Source organism: Streptomyces sp. NRRL S-37, from assembly GCF_000721605.1.
Lineage (GTDB): Bacteria > Actinomycetota > Actinomycetes > Streptomycetales > Streptomycetaceae > Streptomyces.
This window is the reverse complement of record NZ_JOIZ01000006.1, coordinates 454760-472541: the sequence shown is the minus strand read 5'-3', so window position 1 is coordinate 472541 and position 17782 is coordinate 454760. Positions and strand designations below refer to the sequence as shown.

Sequence of the window (17782 nt, the reverse complement as noted above, 5' to 3'; positions counted from 1 at the left end):
GCTGCACTGGACCCGCCGGATGATCGAGATCCGCAAGCAGAACCCGGCGTTCGGCCTCGGCTCCTACACCGAGCTGCCCTCCTCCAACCCGGCCGTGCTTGCCTTCCTGCGCGAGTACGAGGACGACCTGGTGCTCTGCGTCAACAACTTCTCCCGCTTCGCCCAGCCCACCGAGCTCGATCTCAGCGCCTTCGGAGGACGCCATCCGGTCGAGCTGTTCGGCGGGGTGCGCTTTCCGGCCGTCGGCGATCTGCCGTACCTGCTGACCCTCGGGGGCCACGGCTTCTACTGGTTCCGGCTCCGCAAGGACGCCGCGTAGAACCCGGGGCGGGGCGGTTTCCACCGCTCCGCCCGGGGCACGCATGAGTAACACCCCGCCCACCGGCGGCGCCCCGTGGGCGCGCCGAACGAGGGGAGAGGACGCGACGCCATGTCGGAAGCCGTCACACGTACCGTCACGACCCCGCCCGGCCTCCTTGCGTCACTGGATCCACTGCTGAGGGAATGGCTGCCGCGGCAGCGCTGGTTCGCGGGCAAGGGCCGCCCCGTCACCGGGTTCTCCCTGGTCGCGGCCACCGAACTGCTGCCGCCCGCGGCCAAACTGGGCCTGTACCACCTGCTGGTGCGCGCGCACCAGCCGCTTCAGCCGGGCCACGACGGTCCCGAGCAGCCCGGCGACTGCTACCAGCTGCTCATAGGCGTGCGCGAGGCGTTGCCGCCCCGGCTGGCGCCCGCGCTGATCGGTCATGTGACGCGGGGCCCGCTGGCCGGACGGACGGTCTACGAGGCCCTGCACGACACCCGGCCCGCCGAACTGCTCCTGGAGGCGCTGCGCACCCAGGCCCGGATCGGCGGGCTTCGCTTCGAGCGGGATCCGCGCCAGGAGATCCGGTCCGGTCTGGTGCCGCGCCTGGTGACCGCCGAGCAGTCGAACTCGTCGGTCGTCTACGGAGATACGTTCATTCTGAAACTGTTGCGCCGGATCGTGCCCGGGATCAACCCCGACCTGGAGCTGCCGCTGGCGCTGGCCCGCACGGGCTGCCCCCGGGTGCCCCCGCCGACGGCCTGGCTGGTCGCGGAGCCCGACGAGTCGCCCGGTCCGCCGCCGTCGGCCGAGCCGTACGTCCTGGGGGTGCTCCAGCCGTTCGTGCAGGGCGCGACGGACGGCTGGGAGCTGGCGCTGCGGGAGCTGGCCAAGGGGGAGGACTTCGTCGCCGAGGCACGGGATCTCGGACGGGCCACCGCCGAGGTGCACACCGCGCTGGCCCGCGCGCTGCCCACGGTCACGCTGGGACACGCCCAGCTCCGCACGATGGTCGCCGGCATGGCCGAGCGGCTGGAGGCGGCCGTGCACGCGGTGCCCGCGCTGCGCCCGTACGCGGACGGGCTGCGCTCGGCGTTCACGGCGCTGGACGATCTGGCCGCCGAAGGGCGCGTCTGGACCGCCCAGCGGGTCCACGGCGACCTGCATCTCGGCCAGTGTCTGCGGGCGCCGAGCGGGGAGTGGTCGCTGATCGACTTCGAGGGTGAACCGGCCCGTCCGCTGGCCGAGCGCCGGATGCCGCAGCCGACGGTGCGGGACGTGGCCGGCATGCTGCGGTCCTTCGACTACGCGGCGCGTTCGGTGGACCCGCCGCAGCCGGACTGGGCCGCGCGGTGCCGGGCGGCGTACTGCTCCGGCTACGCGGAGGCGGCCGGCCGGGACCCGCGCACCGATCCGGTGCTGCTGCGCGCGTACGAGACCGACAAGGCGGTCTACGAAGTGGTCTACGAGGCCCGGCACCGTCCCGAGTGGCTGCCCGTGCCGCTGGCCGCCGTGCACCGGCTCGCCACGACCGACCTGATCTGACCCATCCGACCCGCGTCCAGGAGGCTTCGCCCGTGACCCCCCGCCCCGAGTCCAGCGGTTCGCATCCGGAGCAGCCGGCCGAGCGGCAGCCCGCGGCCGCCGAGCCGACGAAGAAGACCGCCGGGAAGAAGACCACCTCGGCGGCGAAGGCCACGGCCAAGAAAGCGGAGATCAAGAAGGCGGCGACCGAGAAAGCGACGGTGAAGAAGGCCGCCGTGAAGAAAGCAGCGGCGAAGAAGGCAGTGCCGAAGAAAGCCGCGGTGAAGAAGGCCGCCGCCGAGAGCCCGGCGAAGAAGGCCGCGAAGAAGACCTCGGCCGGGAAGACCCCCGCCAAGAAGGCCCCGGCGAAGAAGACGGCACCGAAGGCCACCCCCGCCCCCCAGTCCGCCCCGCCCGAGATGGAGATCGCCGTCTCCCCCGCCGTGACCGCCGACGACCGGGAGCGGCTGCTGAGCGGGACGCATCACGCCCCGCACTCCGTGCTCGGCGCGCACCCGGTGCCCGGCGGGGTCGTCTTCCGGGCGCTGCGGCCGTACGCCCTCGCGGTGACCGTCGTCTCCGGGGGCCTCACCGTCGAGCTGCACGACGACGGCGACGGCTTCTTCTCGGGACTGCTGCCGCTGGGTGAGGTCCCGGCGTACCGGCTGCTCGTGACGTACGAGGGGACGGTGCACGAGACCGAGGACGCGTACCGTTTCCTGCCCACGCTCGGCGAGCTCGACCTGCACCTGATCGGCGAGGGGCGGCACGAGGAGCTGTGGACGGTCCTCGGCGCGCACCCCATGACCCACCAGGGCGTCACCGGCACCCGCTTCTCGGTGTGGGCGCCGAACGCGCGCGGGGTGCGGGTGTGCGGCACCTTCAACTTCTGGGACGGCACCGGCTTCCCCCTGCGGTCGCTGGGCTCGACGGGGGTGTGGGAGCTGTTCGTGCCGGGGATCGGCGAGGGCGAGCTGTACAAGTTCGAGATCACCCGCCCCGACGGTTCGAAGACCCTGCGCGCCGACCCGCTGGCCCGCCGTACGGAGGTGCCGCCGGCCACGTCGTCGATCGTCACGTCGTCGGCGTACGCGTGGGGTGACGCGGAGTGGCTGGAGCGGCGGGCGGCCGTGCCCGCGCACCGGGCGCCGTTCTCCGTGTACGAGGTGCACCTGCCGTCGTGGCGGCCGGGGCTGACGTACCGGCAGCTCGCCGAGCAGCTCCCCGCGTACGTCAAGGACCTCGGGTTCACCCATGTGGAGCTGATGCCGGTCGCCGAGCATCCCTTCGGCGGTTCGTGGGGTTACCAGGTCACCGGGTTCTACGCGCCCACGGCCCGCCTGGGCACCCCGGACGACTTCCGGTACCTGGTGGACGCGCTGCACCGGGCCGGGATCGGGGTGCTGATGGACTGGGTGCCGGCGCACTTCCCGCGTGACGAGTGGGCGCTGGCGGAGTTCGACGGGCGGCCGCTGTACGAGCACGAGGACCCCCTGCGGGCGGCGCACCCGGACTGGGGGACGCTGGAGTTCGACTTCGGCAGGCGCGAGGTGCGCAACTTCCTCGTCGCCAACGCCCTGTACTGGTGCGAGGAGTTCCACATCGACGGGCTGCGGGTGGACGCGGTCGCCTCGATGCTCTACCTGGACTACTCGCGCGAGCCGGGCCAGTGGACGCCGAACGAGCACGGCGGCCGGGAGAACCTGGACGCGGTGGCGTTCCTCCAGGAGATGAACGCCACCGTGTACCGCAGGGTGCCGGGGGTCGTGACGATCGCGGAGGAGTCCACGGCCTGGGACGGCGTCACCCGGGCCACCCACCACAAGGGCCCCAGCGGCTTCGGCGGGCTCGGGTTCGGCCTGAAGTGGAACATGGGCTGGATGCACGACTCGCTCCAGTACATGAGCCACGAGCCGGTCCACCGCCGCTACCACCACGGCGAGATGACCTTCTCGATGGTGTACGCGTACAGCGAGAACTACGTGCTGCCGATCTCCCACGACGAGGTGGTGCACGGCAAGCGGTCCCTGGTGTCGAAGATGCCCGGCGACTGGTGGCAGCAGCGCGCCAACCTGCGGGCCTACCTGGGCTTCATGTGGGCCCACCCCGGCAAGCAGCTCCTGTTCATGGGGCAGGAGTTCGCGCAGGGGGCGGAGTGGTCGGAGGCGCACGGCCCGGACTGGTGGCTGCTCGACCCGCACTACGGCGCCGAGGCCGACCACCGCGGGGTGCGCGACCTGGTGCGCGACCTCAACACCGTGTACGGGCACACCCCGGCGCTGTGGGAGGGCGACACCGAGCCGTCCGGTTTCCGGTGGGTGACCGGGGACGCCGCCGAGGACAACGTGTTCGCGTTCCTGCGGTACGGCTCCGACGGCTCCCCGCTGCTCGCGGTCTCCCACTTCGCCCCGGTGGTCCGGCAGGACTACCGGATCGGGGTGCCCGACGACGTGCCCGCCTGGCACGAGGTGGTGAACACCGACGCCGGCCGCTACGGCGGCGGTGACGTCACCCGCGCCGACCCGGTCAAGCCGGAGCCGCAGGGGCGGCACGGGTTCCCGGCGTCGATCCGGCTGACCCTGCCGCCCCTGGCGACGGTGTGGCTGCGTCCGGCCTGAGCCTCTCCGCTCAGTCCAGGGTGTCGGCCAGCGGCTTCGGCAGTGGCTCGGTGTGCAGGACGCCGAGCCGCTGGGTGGCGCGGGTGAGCGCCACGTACAGGTCGCTGGTGCCGTAGCGGCCCGGCTCGACGACCAGGACCGAGTCGAACTCCAGTCCCTTGGCCTGGCGCGGGTCGAGCAGGACGACGGCGTGCGCCAGGTCGGGCTCGGCGCCCGCCGTCACCCCGTCGAGGCGGGCGGCCAGCGCCCGGTGCAGCTCGCGCGGGGCGATGACGGCGAGGCGGCCCTCGTCGGGGGTGAGCTCCGTGACGGCCTCGGCGACGGCGCCGGGCAGGTCGTCGGTGGCGCGGGCCCAGGGCCGTACGCCCGTGGAGCGGACGGAACCGGGCGGCTCGAAGCCGGGGTGCTCGGCGCGCACCACCGCCGCGGCGACGTCCATGATCTCGGCGGGGGTGCGGTAGTTGACGCCGAGCCGGGTGTGCTCCCAGCGGTCCTCGACGAACGGGGTGAGGATGTCCGCCCAGGAGCCGACGCCGCCCGCCTCGGAGGTCTGTGCCGGGTCGCCGACCAGGGTCATCGAGCGGGTGGGGCTGCGCCGCATCAGCAGCCGCCATGCCATGGGAGAAAGTTCTTGTGCCTCGTCGACGATGATGTGCCCGAACGCCCAGGTGCGGTCGGCGGCGGCACGCTCGGCGGCGCTGCGGTGGTCGTCCTCCTCGTGCCGTTCGGCGAAGCGTTCGGCGTCGATGATGTCGTGCGCGGACAGCACCTCGGAGGCGTCCGGGTCGTCGTCCTCCTTGTCCTCGAACTCGAAGGTGCGGGAGGCGTACGAGACGTCCAGGACGCCCTGGGCGAAGGCGATCTGCTTCTGCCGTTCGCGTTCGGCGCGCTCGCGTTCGAGGCGGTCGTCCTCGCCGAGGAGTTCGGCGGCCTCGTCGAGCAGGGGCACGTCGGAGACGGTCCAGTGCCGGGTGACCGGGCGGCGGACCGCGGCGGCGTCCTCGTCGGAGAGGTAGCCCTCGGGGGCGGCGAGGAAGTCGGCGACCAGGCGCTGCGGGGTGATCCTCGGCCACAGCCGGTCGATGGCGGACCAGACCTCGGGGTTCTCGGCGAGCTCGTCGCGGATCTGGGTGATGTCGCTGGGGTCGAGCAGGTTGGAGCCGTCGTAGGGGTCGGTGCCGATGCGTTCGGCGACCATGTCGGTGAGCGCGTTGAGGATGTGGCCCTCGAAGTGCTCGCGGGCCACGTTGTGCGGCAGTTTGGCGGCGCGGGTGCGTTCGCGGGCGACGTTCACCAGGCCGTCGTCGAGCATGAGGACCTCGCGGTCGTGCTCGATCGCGATCACCGGGTCGGGCAGCGCCTGCCGGTCGCGTACGACGTCGGCGAGGACGCCGGCCATCTCCGCGCGTCCCTTGACGGCGGCGGCCTCGGGGGTGTCGGTCCGGGTGGTCTTCACCCCGGGGTACAGCTCGCCGACGGTCGCGAGGAGCACGCCGGTCTCGCCGAGGCTGGGCAGCACCTCGCCGATGTAGCCGAGGAACGCCGGGTTGGGGCCGACGATCAGGACGGCGCGGCGGGCCAGCAGCTCGCGGTGCTCGTAGAGCAGGTAGGCGGCGCGGTGCAGGGCGACGGCGGTCTTGCCGGTGCCGGGGCCGCCCTCGACGACCATGACCCCGCGGTGCGGGGCGCGGATGATGCGGTCCTGGTCGGCCTGGATGGTGCGCACGATGTCGCCCATGCGGCCGGTGCGCGCGGAGTTCAGCGCGGCGAGCAGCACGGTGTCGCCGGTGGGGTCCTCGTGCCCGGTGCGGGTGTCGTCGCCGAGGTCGAGGATCTCGTCGTGCAGGGCGGTGACCCGGCGGCCCTCGGTGGAGATGTGCCGGCGGCGCCGCAGGCCCATCGTGGTGTGGCCGGTGGCCAGGTAGAACGGGCGTGCGACGTCGGCGCGCCAGTCGATGAGGACGGGCGTGCGTTCGGCGTCGTCGGCGCGCAGGCCGATGCGGCCGATGTGGTGGGTGTCGCCGGAGGCGAGGTCGATGCGGCCGAAGCAGAGGGAGCCGTCCACCGCGTTCAGCGCGGCGAGCAGACCGGAGCGCTCGGCGACCAGGATGTCCCGCTCCAGCCGGGCCTGCCTCGGAGTGTGGCCCTGGGCGAGCGCCTCCGTGACGGACACCTCGGCGTCGCCGCGCAGGACGTCCACGCGTGCGTACAGTCCGTCGATGAATTGCTGTTCCTGCCGCAATTCCTCGTCCGGAAATTCGGTGTTTGACAATTCCGCTCCCGCCCGGATATACTGTGGTCACTGGACTTCACTGCGACTCCCTCAAAACGAAGTCGCGAATCAATGAATATACGCAAAGAAAACCCCCGGGCGCAATTGCCCGGGGGTTTTCTTGTGCCGCGTACCCGCTCGCGCCGGGTCGTCGTACCAGGTCAGAGCACGTCCGACAGTTCTTCGAGCAGCCGCCGCTTGGGCCTGGCCCCCACCATCGACCGCAGCGGCTCCCCGTCGCGGAACACCATGAAGGTCGGCATCGACAGCACCTTGTAGGCGTTGGTCGTGTCCGGATTGGCGTCCACGTTCAGCTGGACGACCTTCAGCCGGCCCTCCTCCTCGGCGGCCAGCGCGCTCAGCACCGGCGCCATCTGCCGGCACGGCGGGCACCAGTCGGCCGTGAACTCCACCAGCACCGGCAGCTCCGCCCCGATCACCTCGTCCGCGAAGTCCGCGTCGGTCACCTCGGGCACACCGCTCGCCTTGCTCATCACAGCTCCCCTCCCAGTTCGCACACCGGCTCCGGACCGCCCGGAACCTCCGCGTCGGCGGCCAGCTCGTCCCGCGCCCGCTCCGCGCGCCTCAACTGCTGCCCGACCTTCTCCCGCACCGCGCGCAGCTCGCCGATCAGGGCGTCCAGCTCGTCCAGCTTGCGCCGGTAGACCTGGAGCGAGGCGGGACACGCGTCGCCCTCGGGATGCCCGGCCCGCAGGCACTCCACGAAGGGCCGGGTCTCCTCCAGGTCGAACCCGAAGTCCTGCAGCGTGCGGATCTGCCGCAGCAGCCTCAGATCGCTCTCGTCGTACGTCCGGTACCCGTTGCCGGTGCGCCGCGCGGACAGCAGTCCGCGTGACTCGTAGTACCGCAGCGTCCGCGTGGTGGTCCCGGCCCGTGCGGCCAGCTCGCCGATTCGCATGCCGACGAACGTAAGCCTTGACGTCGGCGTCAAGGCAAGGGCGGACGGGACGGAAACGGCCGAGCGGCCGGACCCACGGGGGTGGGGTCCGACCGCTCGGCGGCTGTGGAGGCCCGGATACGGGCGACGGGCCTCCGTGACCGGGTGGCTGAGCAACGGGGGGAGTGTCCCAGCCGCCCGGGTCCGTGGGGCGTGTGACGCCGGCGGCCGTCAGGCCTTGGCCAGCTCCTTCTCGCCGCCCGGCTCGGGCAGCTCGGTGCGGGCCTCGTCCGCGTCGCCGCCGGTGCCGTGGCTGTCGTCCAGCAGCGTCTTCTCGTCGAAGGGAACGCGGCCGGCCAGGACCTCGTCCACCCGGGCCCGGTCGATCTCCTTGGTCCAGGTGCCGATCAGGACGGTGGCGACGGCGTTGCCCGCGAAGTTGGTGAGGGCGCGGGCCTCGCTCATGAAGCGGTCGATGCCGACGATGAGGCCGATGCCGTCCACCAGGGCCGGCTTGTGCGACTGGAGACCGCCGGCCAGCGTGGCGAGACCGGCACCGGAGACACCGGCCGCGCCCTTGGAGGCCACCAGCAGGAAGAGCAGCAGCGGGATCTGCTCACCGATCGACATCGGCGTGCCCATGGCGTCGGCGATGAACAGCGAGGCCATGGTCATGTAAATCATGGTGCCGTCGAGGTTGAAGGAGTAGCCGGTCGGGACGGTGATGCCGACCACCGGCTTGCTGACACCCAGGTGCTCCATCTTCGCGATGAGGCGCGGCAGCGCCGACTCCGAGGAGGAGGTGGAGAGGATCAGCAGGAACTCGCGGCCCAGGTACTTGAAGAGCGAGAAGACGTTGACGCCCGCGATGAGGCGCAGCATCGTGCCCAGCACCAGGAAGATGAACAGCACACAGGTGGTGTAGAAGCCGAGCATCAGCACGGCGAGGCTCTTGAGCGCGTCGACGCCGGCCGAGCCGGTGACCGCGGCGATGGCGCCGAAGGCACCGATCGGGGCCGCCCACATGATCATCGCCAGGACGCGGAAGACCAGCCGCTGGATGTGCTCGACGCCGCGCAGGACGGGCTGTCCGGCGGGGCCCATGGCCTGGAGGGCGAAGCCGCAGAGCAGGGCGACCAGCAGGGTCTGCAGGACCTCGCCGGCGGTGAACGCGGAGACGATCGTGGTCGGGATGATGCCCATCAGGAAGTCGACGGTGCTCTTGGCCTCCGCGTCGACCTGCGCCTGACCGGTCTCCTTGACGGCGTCGGTGACCGCGAGGCCCGTCCCCGGGTCCAGGATGTTGCCGACGATCAGGCCGATGGCGAGCGCGACGACCGACATGACCATGAAGTAGCCGAGTGCGATACCGCCGACCGCGCCGACCTTGGCGGCCTTCCGCACGGAGCCGATGCCCAGCACGATGGTGCAGAAGATGATCGGCGAGATCATCATCTTGATCAGGTTCACGAACCCGGTGCCGAGCGGCTTCAGCTCGGTCGCGAAGTCGGGCGCGATCAGACCGACGGCGATACCGAGGGCGACCGCGATGATCACCGCGATGTAGAGATAGTGCGTGCGGTCCCGCTTGGCCTTGGGTGCGGCAGGTGCCGTAGCGGATGTGCTGGTCACGGCGGCCCTCCTTGACGACGTCGTCGGCATCACCGGCGTGCGGCTCACGTCCGGGGGATGGGTTTTCGGGGAATGCCGTGACTATGTCGTGCCTTGTGAGCGCGGTCACCCTTCCGTTCATTTAGTTCACCGTGGAACCGAGAGGCAGACTGACTGAATGCGTATCCCCCTGCCCCGCCCCCGCAGCCTCGCGGGCCAGCTCTTCGCCATGCAGGCCGTGCTCATCGCGGTCGTCGTGGCCGGATACGCGCTGTTCAGTTACGTCAGTGACCGCAGCCAGGCCGAGCAGGCGGCCGGCCGCCAGGCCACCTCCGTGGCCCGTTCGATCGCCGACTCGCCCTCCGTGCGGGAGGCGATCCGCACCCCCGACCCGTCGGCGGAGCTCCAGCCGTACGCGCTGGCGGTGGTACGGGACACCGACATCGACTTCGTCACGATCATGGACCCGCGGGGCATCCGCTGGACCCACCCCGATCCCGACCAGATCGGCCTGGTCTTCCAGGGCCACACCGGCCCGGCCCTGGAGGGCCGTACCTTCACCGAGACCTACACCGGTACCCTCGGCCCGTCGGTCCGGGCGGTCACCCCGATCCGGGACGGCGACCGGATCACCGGCCTGGTCAGCGCCGGCATACGGGTCGAGGAGATCAGCCAGCGCGCCCAGGGCCAGCTCACGGCGCTGCTGGCGGTCGCGGCCGGCGCCCTCGGGCTCGGCGCGATCGGCACGTACGTCATCAACGCCCGGCTGCGCCGCCACACCCACGGCATGAACGCGACCGAGCTCAGCCACATGCACGACTACCATCAGGCCGCGCTGCACGCCGTGCGCGAGGGGCTGCTGATGCTGGACGGCCGGTACAGGATCGCGCTGATCAACGACGGCGGCCGGGAGCTGCTGGGCGTGGGCCAGGAGGAGGACGTGGTGGGCAGGTCGGTGGCGGAGCTGGGGCTGCCCACACCGCTGACGGGCGCGCTGCTCGCCTCCGAGCCCCGGGTGGACGAGGTGCACCTGACGGCGGACCGGGTGCTGGTGGTGAACACCTCACCGGTCACCGGCGGCCAGCGGCGCGGCTCGGTGGTGACCCTGCGGGACGTCACCGAGCTCCAGTCGCTGATGGGCGAGCTGGACTCCGAGCGCGGCTTCACCCAGGCGCTCAGGTCACAGGCGCACGAGGCGGCGAACCGGCTGCACACCGTCGTCTCGCTGATCGAGCTGGGCCGCGCGGAGGAGGCGGTGGACTTCGCCACCGCCGAGCTGGAGCTGGCGCAGGCGCTCACCGACCAGGTGGTGGCGGCGGTGAGCGAGCCGGTGCTGGCCGCACTGCTGCTGGGCAAGACGGCGCAGGCGAACGAGCGGGGCGTGGAGCTGGTGGTGTCGGAGGACAGCCGCCTGGACGACGGCCTCCTCCCGGACACCCTGCCCGCCCGGGACCTGGTCACCATCCTCGGCAACCTGATCGACAACGCCGTGGACGCGGCGCAGGGCGGGGTGCGGCCCCGGGTGACGGTGACCGCACTGACCGAGGAGGGCGACCGCGGCTCGGAGCTGGTCCTGCGGGTCTCCGACACCGGCCCCGGCGTCGACCCGGACCACACGGAGGCGGTCTTCCAGCGGGGCTTCACGACCAAACCGTCCGGTCCCGGCGGGCGGGGGCTGGGCCTGGCGCTCGTACGGCAGGCGGCGGGCCGGCACGGCGGGACACTGTCGGTGACGTCCGGGGAGGAGGGCGGCGCGGTGTTCGAGGCACGGCTGCCGTTGAGGGACGCCGCTGTCGCGCAGGGTCCGGGAGGCACCGTATGACCGGGGAACCCATCAGAGTGCTGGTCGTCGAGGACGACCCGGTGGCCGCCGACGCCCACGTCATGTACGTCGACCGGGTGCCCGGCTTCGTCGCCGTCGGCAAGGCGCACACCGGCGCGGAGGCCCGGCGCGCCCTGGACCGTACCCCCGTCGACCTGCTCCTCCTCGACCTCCACCTGCCCGACGTGCACGGACTCCAGCTCGCCCGCTCCCTGCGGGCGGCCGGCCACCACGCCGACGTGATCGCAGTGACGTCGGCGCGGGACCTCGCGGTCGTCCGGGAAGGGGTGTCGCTGGGGGTCGTCCAGTACGTACTGAAGCCGTTCACCTTCGCGACCCTGCGGGACCGGCTGGTGCGGTACGCCGAGTTCCACGCGGCGGTGGGCGAGGCGAGCGGGCAGGACGAGGTGGACCGGGCGCTGGCGGTCCTGCGGGCCCCGGGACCGGCCGCACTGCCGAAGGGACTGAGCGGGCCGACGCTGGAACGGGTGACGGGGGTGCTGCGGGAGGCGGGGGACGGGCTGACGGCGGCGGGGGTCGCCGAGGCGGTGGGGATCTCCCGGATCACGGCCCGGCGGTATCTGGAGCACCTGGTGGACGCGGGGAGGGCCGGGCGGGCGCCGGTTTATGGGCAGGTGGGGAGGCCGGAGCTGGTTTATCGGTGGGTTCGGGGGGTGGAGAAGGGGCGTTAGGGGGAGGGGGGTCCAGGGCGGCGGCACAGGTACGGGCTAGGGCGGCTTCGGTGGGGGCGTTGGCTCGGGTGTAGGCGTCGGCGGACTGGAGGTAGGCGGCGCGGGCCTCGGCGGAACGGTGGGCGAGCTCGTGGATGAAGGCCAGATTTGCGAGGGTCCGCCCCTCGCCGTACCAGTCTTCGAACTCACGGCCAAGTTTCAGGGACCTGCCGTACGCCTCGATCGCCTCATCCGCCCGCCCTGCCTCCCGCAGGGCGCTGCCCAGGTTGTTCCATGCCGTGGCCTCGCGGTAACGGTCTCCGACGGCCTGGTACAGGTCGCGGGCCCGAGTATGGGCGTCGATCGCCTCCTCCGCCCGCCCTGCCTCCCGCAGGGCGCTGCCCAGGTTGTTCCACGCCATGGCCTCGCGATGGCGGTTTCCGACGGCCTGGTACAGGTCGCGGGCCCAAGTGTGGGCGTCGATCGCCTCCTCCGCCCGGCCCGCCTCCCGCAGGGCGAGGCCAAGGTTGTTCCACGCGCTGGCCTCGAGGTGGCGGTCTCCGGAGGCCTGGAACAGGTCGCGGGCCCGGGTATGGGCGTCGATCGCCTCCCCCTCCCTGCCCGCAGCCTGCAGAGCGTTGCCGAGGTGGCTCCACGCGATGGCCTCGTCCATCCGGTCCCCGGCAAGCTGCGCAGCCTCCCGCACCGCCTCCGCGACGGCAATCCAGTCATCGAAATACCGCCGCCAGTACAGGTACTCACCCAGACACTCGGCCAGCCGCACCGCCGTGCCCGCGAACCGTTCCTCCCGCCCCCACCCCACCGCCGCGACCAGGCCGGACCGCTCCGCGTCCAGCCACGCCAACGCCTGCCCCCGGTCCCGGAACCGCTCCGGCTCCTCCAGCCCCGGCAACCACCGCAACCGGTCATCAGCCGCATTCGCCCACCGCACATAGAACTCCAGCACCCGCTCCCGCGCCGCCTCCCCCTCCTCCCACAGCCCCGCATCTCCCGACACCACGCCCATCCCGAACACCCGCACCAAGTCATGCAACCGCCACCATCCGCGCTCGCTCCCCCTCTCCAGGAGGTGTGCACGGGCCAAGGCCTTCTGAGCTCGCGCCGGAGGCTCCTCAGCACCGACGAGAACGGCGACGACCTCGTCACTCACCTCGGGCCCCGGCGCGAGAGCGAGCAGGCACAACAGCCGCGCGGGCTCGGGCGGCAGTCGGCGGTAGGAGAGCTCGAAGGCCGCGCGGACGCTGCGCTCGCCATCGTCGAGGTGGTCGAGGCGGTCATGGGACTCGGCCAGTTCCGCCACGAGTTCGGTCACCGGCTTGCCCGGGTCCTCCGCCAGCAGGGCGGCCGCGATCTGCAGGGCCAGTGGGAGGTGCCCGCAGAGGCCGGCGAGTCGCTCGGCCGTGTCGGAGTCGTCGGCCACCCGGCTGTCGTACGGATCGGCGATCCGCAGGGCACGATCGAGGAGTTCGTACGCCTCCCTCGGACTGAGCTGGTCCAGGGGAACGAGCCGCGCGCCCAATTGGGGCAACCGGTCGCGTGACGTGACCAGGACGTGGTGCCGGGAGTCGCCCGGCAGGAGGGGCCGTACCTGGTCCGGCGAGGAGGCGTTGTCGGCCAGGACCAGCACCGGGCCGCGCTCGTGAGCCCGGCCGGCCAGCGTGGAACGGTAGAGCGCCGCCCGCTCGTCCGTCGTGGTGGGGATGTGTTCCGGCGGGGTGCCGAGGGCGCGCAGCAGGGCCTGGAGGGCACGGTCGGCGGTTACGGGCTCCCGGTCGTAACCGTGCAGGTCGATGAAGAGGACCCCGCCGGGGAACCAGCCTTTTTTAAGGGCCAGGTAGGCGGTCTCGACGGCGAGCGCGGTCTTGCCGATGCCGCCGAGACCGGACACGGCGGCGACGAGGGTCGCCGCCGACTGCGTCCCGGCGGGATCCAGCGCGCGCAGCAGGTCCTCCGTCTCCTGCTCCCGGCCCGTGAACCCGCCGGGCCTCGGCGGCAGGCCGGCCATCGCCTCGGGGACGGCGGCCCCGCCCTGCTGGATCACGACCTGCACGCCGATCACCTCGCGCAGGAAGACCCCGCCCCGGAAGTCGGTGTGATCGCCGTCGTACCAGGACGTCCCGCTTCCCGGCGCGGACCGCTCCATGGCCCGCGCGACGCCACGGGCGACGCCTTGCGAATCGGCAGCAAGTAGGTCGGCCACCGCCTCGCCCCACTCCCGTACGACCTCCCGCCGTGCCGGGTCCTCCGCCGCCTCGGCGATGTCCCGGGCGGGTGCGCCGACGTCGAGCCCCACCGCCCGCGCCAGCCTCTCCACCGCCCGGCGTCCGCCGTCCCCGCCCGCGCCCTCGGCCAGGGCCGCCAGCAGTGCCGCTTCCATGCCCCGTACTCGCCCCCGTCGACAACTCGTGACCGTACGTCAAAAATAGTGTGCGAAAAGGAACTTCATGCAGCCCTCGCGTACCACACGACCTGCGAGCCGAGCCCCGCCACGGCGAGCGCCTCCAACACCGACAGCGTGACCATCAGCCCGCCACCGTCGCCGTTCACCCAGAACACGACCAGGGCGGCCAGCGGTACCGCGCAGAACGCCGTCAGGTCGATCACGGTCTGGATCCTCTTGCGGGACCGGCGCCGGGTGTCGCTCCGGTGGTACGCCTCCCACCCGAACGTCGTGAAACCGCTCCCGTTCGCCGCGAGGGTGGCCAGTTTGGGTCCCAGATCATCCCGGACGTAGCGGCCGATCGCCGAGATCTTCTCGTCGTTGACGAGGTAGGTCCAGCCGAGGACGAGGCACACCGGCGGCAGCGCCAGGAGCATCGAGGGCTGCTTCGCCTGGGCCGCGGCGGCGATGACGGCGGCCACGACGGCCAGCGTCACGTAGAGGAGGTTGTCCCGGAACCCGATCCTCGCCTTCTGCTCGTCCTTCACGGTCTGGTACTCGGCGAGCAGCAACTGCCCGACGGTGAGGTCCTGTTCCGGCACTCGATCCCCTTCCCCCAGTTGTAACTTATGACTATGCAGGAGACCCGGCCCACTGTTCTGGTCCTGACCGCACTCCCCCTCGAATATGCCGCTGTTCGCGCGCATGTCGAGGAGCGGCGAGAGCTCGTACATCGTGACGGGACCCGAGTCGAAAGGGGACAACTCCCCGGCACTTCCTGGAACGTTGCTCTCGCCGAACTGGGCATGGGCGCCGAGCGGGCCGCCGCTCTCACCACGCAGCTCATCAACTGGCTGCGCCCCGAGGCCGTGTTCTTCGTCGGTGTCGCCGGCAGCCTGAAGGACGACGTCGAGACCGGTGACGTCGTCGTGGGCACGCAGGTGTACGAGATCCACGGCGGCAAGCAGACGCCGGAGGGTTTCCTGGTCCGGCCGAAAGCCCTGCCGGGCTCGCTCGCGCTGGAACAGGCGGCCCGCTCCGCCGTACGGGACATGCCCGACGTACGAACGCACTTCCTGCCGATCGCCACGGGCGACGTCGTCCTGGCGGACGCCAAGTCCGAGATCGCCCGGTTCATCCGCAGGAACTACAACGACGCGGGCGCGATCGAGATGGAGGGCTCCGGAACACTTCTGGCGGCCCATCTGAACGGCCAGTTGAACGCCCTGGTGATCCGGGGCATCAGCGACCGGGCCGACGCCAAGAAGCACAAGGCCGACGCCGCAGGTTCACAGAAGCGCGCCGCCGAGCAGGCCGCTGCGGTGACGGTGGCGGTGCTGCACAAGCACCGGCCCCGCGAGGGTTCCTCCGACTCCGAGGAGAGCCCCCATCGGCACGGGGACGGCGGAGCGACGTACGGCGGAGACCACATCGACTTCCGGGGCGGCACCTTCTACGGCCCGGTCACCGGCAAGAGCGACGGGCGACGGTAGGGACAACAGGGGCACCGTCCACGGCCCGGTCCCACGAGCGAGCGCCACCCTCCCACCCCGCCCGCCGGGCTTCACCGGCCGATCGGAGGACCTGGACCGCCTGCTCCCGCACCTCTCCCCCGACAAGAACGACACGGCCGCACTGCCGCTCCTCATCTTCGCCGTCACGGGCATGGGAGGCATCGGCAAGACCGCACTGGCGGTGGAGGCGGCGCACCGGGCCCGTGCGCAGGGCTGGTTCCCAGGAGGAACCCTCTTCGTGGACCTGCGCGGGTACGACGACGACCCGGTCACGGCCGATCAGGCGGTCCTGGCGCTGCTCGACGCGCTCGGCGTACGGGACGGGGACCTGCCGCCGACGGCGGACCGCCAGTACGACGCGTACCGCGCGCTCCTCGCCGAACGACGGGACCGGATGCTGCTGATCCTGGACAACTCCTCGGACCCCGCCCAGTACCTGCCTCTCCTGCCCGGCACGGACCACCACCGGGTGCTCATCACCTCCCGGGACCGCCCCGACGCCCTTCCAGTACGCCTGATCGACCTGGAAACACTCGCCCCGGACGACTCCGTCGCCCTTCTGACCCGTGCCTTACACGACACCGACGAACGGGACGACCGCCCGGCGCGTGAACCCGAAGCGCTGCGCGAACTGGCCGACCTCTGCGGTCATTTACCCCTGGCCCTCCAAATCGCAGCGGGGATGTTGCGTCGGCGTCGCCATAGGGACATCGCTTCTCTGGTGGCCGAGATCCGGGAGACCGGGGACGCGACCACCGTCCTCGACCACGGCAGTCCCGGAACCGACCTGTATGGACGCTCACTTGTCCTGCGCCCTGTCCTGGAGACCTCCTATCGCCGGCTGCCGCCCGACCGGGCCCGGCTGCTGCGCCTGCTCTGCCTCGCTCCAGGCGCGGAGGTCGGCACGCAGGCGATCGCCGCTCTTACCGACCTCGACATCAGTTCCGTGTTGTCACTGCTGGAGGATCTGGCTGCCAGGGGGATCGTCAAGCCAGTGGGTGGCGGCAACGGGACGGCTTCCGCCATGCGGTGGCGGTTGCATGACTTGGTGCGGGTGTTCGGGGCGGGTGTGGTGGCGGCAGATGCTGGGTTGTGGGAGGAGGGGGAGGCTGCGCGGGAGCGGGTGCTGGAGTTCTACGTGCGGTGGGCGGCTGCGGCCGATGACCGGTTGCGGTGGCTGCCGGGAAAGCCGGTGCCGGACCGGTTCGGGGACCGGAGGGAAGCATTGGCGTGGCTGGACGCGGAGCGGGCGATTCTGGTCGCGGCAGTGGGGTGGGGGCGGGAGGAGCGGTTCGCGGGCACGGCAATGCGGCTGGCCGAGTGCCTGGGGGAGTACCTGGACTGGCGGCGGTACTTCGATGACCTGATCGCCGTTGCGAAAGCTGCACTCGATGCAGCATTGCTTTCCGGGGATCAACTGAGCGAGGCCAACGCGTGGAACAGCCTCGGCAACGCCTTGCTGGTGGCGGGTCGGGCGGAGGAGGCGATCGACGCCCACAGTCAGGCCCGCTACCAGTACCAAGCCGCCGGAGAACTCCACGACGAGGCTATAGCGTGGGGCAACCTCGGCAACGCCCTGCGAGCTGCGGGCCGGGCGGAGGAGGCGATCGACGCCCACGCCTGGGCCCGGGACCTGTACCAGGCTGTCGGAGACCGCCACCGCGAGGGTATGGCGTGGAACAACCTCGGCAACGCCCTGCAGGAGGCGGGCCGGACCAGGGAGGCGATCGACGCCCACGCCTGGGCCCGCAACCGGTTGCAAGCCGCCGGAGACCGCCACGGCGAGGGTCGGGCCTGGCACAACCTCGGTAACGCTCTGCGAGCTGCGGGCCGGGTAGAGGAGACGATCGAGGCTTACGGCAAGGGTCTGGAGATTTTCAGGGAGTTCGAGGACTGGTACGGCGAGGGGCAGACCCTTCGCAACCTGGCCCACGCTTACAAGACCATCCACCGCCCCGTCGATGCCCGCGCCGCCTACCTCCAGGCCGCCGACGCCTACACCCGCGCCAACGCCCCCACCGAAGCCACCCAAGCCCGCGCCTGGGCCGCCGAACAATCGGAATAGCTCCCACTCCGCCCCGTCCCTGCATGCCTCCGGATGTACTCAGCCACACTGAAGAGCGCGTCACACACCGCATACAGGGAAG

12 protein-coding genes and 1 pseudogene are annotated in these 17782 nt (G+C 71.6%); 7 read left to right on the top strand and 6 right to left on the bottom strand.

The window, feature by feature from the left end:
- The 3 genes from IH50_RS0112805 to glgB all read left to right on the top strand — a co-directional run.
- Window positions 1-319: alpha-glucosidase C-terminal domain-containing protein (locus IH50_RS0112805; RefSeq protein ID WP_199822074.1), on the top strand; the 319-nt coding region annotated here is incomplete at its 5' end.
- Between the two features lie 111 nt (window positions 320-430).
- Entirely contained in the window at window positions 431-1849 is a 1419-nt protein-coding gene (locus IH50_RS0112800; protein WP_030860584.1) for a maltokinase N-terminal cap-like domain-containing protein, read from the top strand.
- 32 nt (window positions 1850-1881) lie between these two features.
- Entirely contained in the window at window positions 1882-4446 is a 2565-nt protein-coding gene (gene glgB / locus IH50_RS0112795) for a 1,4-alpha-glucan branching enzyme (protein WP_078913946.1), read from the top strand.
- A 10-nt stretch (window positions 4447-4456) separates the two neighbouring features.
- On the opposite strand, the gene IH50_RS0112790 is transcribed toward glgB, so the two are convergent.
- From IH50_RS0112790 to IH50_RS0112775, 4 genes are all read right to left on the bottom strand, one after another.
- The gene (locus IH50_RS0112790; protein ID WP_030860582.1) at window positions 4457-6688 is read right to left on the bottom strand and encodes a HelD family protein; all 2232 of its coding nucleotides are present in this window, start codon (window positions 6686-6688) and stop codon (window positions 4457-4459) included.
- Between the two features lie 191 nt (window positions 6689-6879).
- Window positions 6880-7194, bottom strand: a complete 315-nt coding sequence (gene trxA, locus IH50_RS0112785; protein WP_107062041.1) for a thioredoxin — start codon at window positions 7192-7194, stop codon at window positions 6880-6882.
- Between the two features lie 17 nt (window positions 7195-7211).
- Window positions 7212-7637 (bottom strand): MerR family transcriptional regulator, encoded by a 426-nt coding sequence (locus tag IH50_RS0112780; protein WP_030860580.1) that lies wholly within the window; start codon window positions 7635-7637, stop codon window positions 7212-7214.
- A gap of 210 nt (window positions 7638-7847) precedes the next feature.
- Window positions 7848-9248 (bottom strand): cation:dicarboxylate symporter family transporter, encoded by a 1401-nt coding sequence (locus tag IH50_RS0112775; RefSeq protein WP_030860578.1) that lies wholly within the window; start codon window positions 9246-9248, stop codon window positions 7848-7850.
- Between the two features lie 157 nt (window positions 9249-9405).
- On the opposite strand from IH50_RS0112775, the gene IH50_RS0112770 reads away from it, so the two are divergent.
- Both IH50_RS0112770 and IH50_RS39645 read left to right on the top strand, forming a co-directional pair.
- Window positions 9406-11049, top strand: coding sequence for a sensor histidine kinase (locus IH50_RS0112770; protein ID WP_030860577.1), 1644 nt, complete (start codon window positions 9406-9408; stop codon window positions 11047-11049).
- The gene (locus tag IH50_RS39645) at window positions 11046-11741 is read left to right on the top strand and encodes a response regulator (RefSeq protein WP_078913944.1); all 696 of its coding nucleotides are present in this window, start codon (window positions 11046-11048) and stop codon (window positions 11739-11741) included. The genes IH50_RS0112770 and IH50_RS39645 overlap by 4 nt, the downstream gene beginning before the upstream one ends.
- Before the next feature lie 7 nt (window positions 11742-11748).
- Here the strand turns inward: IH50_RS39645 and IH50_RS0112765 are convergent.
- Both IH50_RS0112765 and IH50_RS0112760 read right to left on the bottom strand, forming a co-directional pair.
- Window positions 11749-14118 (bottom strand): annotated as a pseudogene (locus IH50_RS0112765) (tetratricopeptide repeat protein); the annotation flags it as partial.
- Window positions 14119-14183: 65 nt separating this feature from the next.
- Entirely contained in the window at window positions 14184-14723 is a 540-nt protein-coding gene (locus IH50_RS0112760) for a hypothetical protein (RefSeq protein WP_030860571.1), read from the bottom strand.
- A 27-nt stretch (window positions 14724-14750) separates the two neighbouring features.
- On the opposite strand from IH50_RS0112760, the gene IH50_RS0112755 reads away from it, so the two are divergent.
- Complete coding sequence (locus IH50_RS0112755) at window positions 14751-15614, top strand: 5'-methylthioadenosine/S-adenosylhomocysteine nucleosidase (RefSeq protein ID WP_030860568.1); 864 nt, start codon at window positions 14751-14753, stop codon at window positions 15612-15614.
- A 142-nt stretch (window positions 15615-15756) separates the two neighbouring features.
- Window positions 15757-17700: a tetratricopeptide repeat protein gene (locus IH50_RS0112750; protein ID WP_234328140.1), complete on the top strand. Its 1944-nt coding sequence runs from the start codon at window positions 15757-15759 to the stop codon at window positions 17698-17700.
- Window positions 17701-17782: the final 82 nt, after the last annotated feature.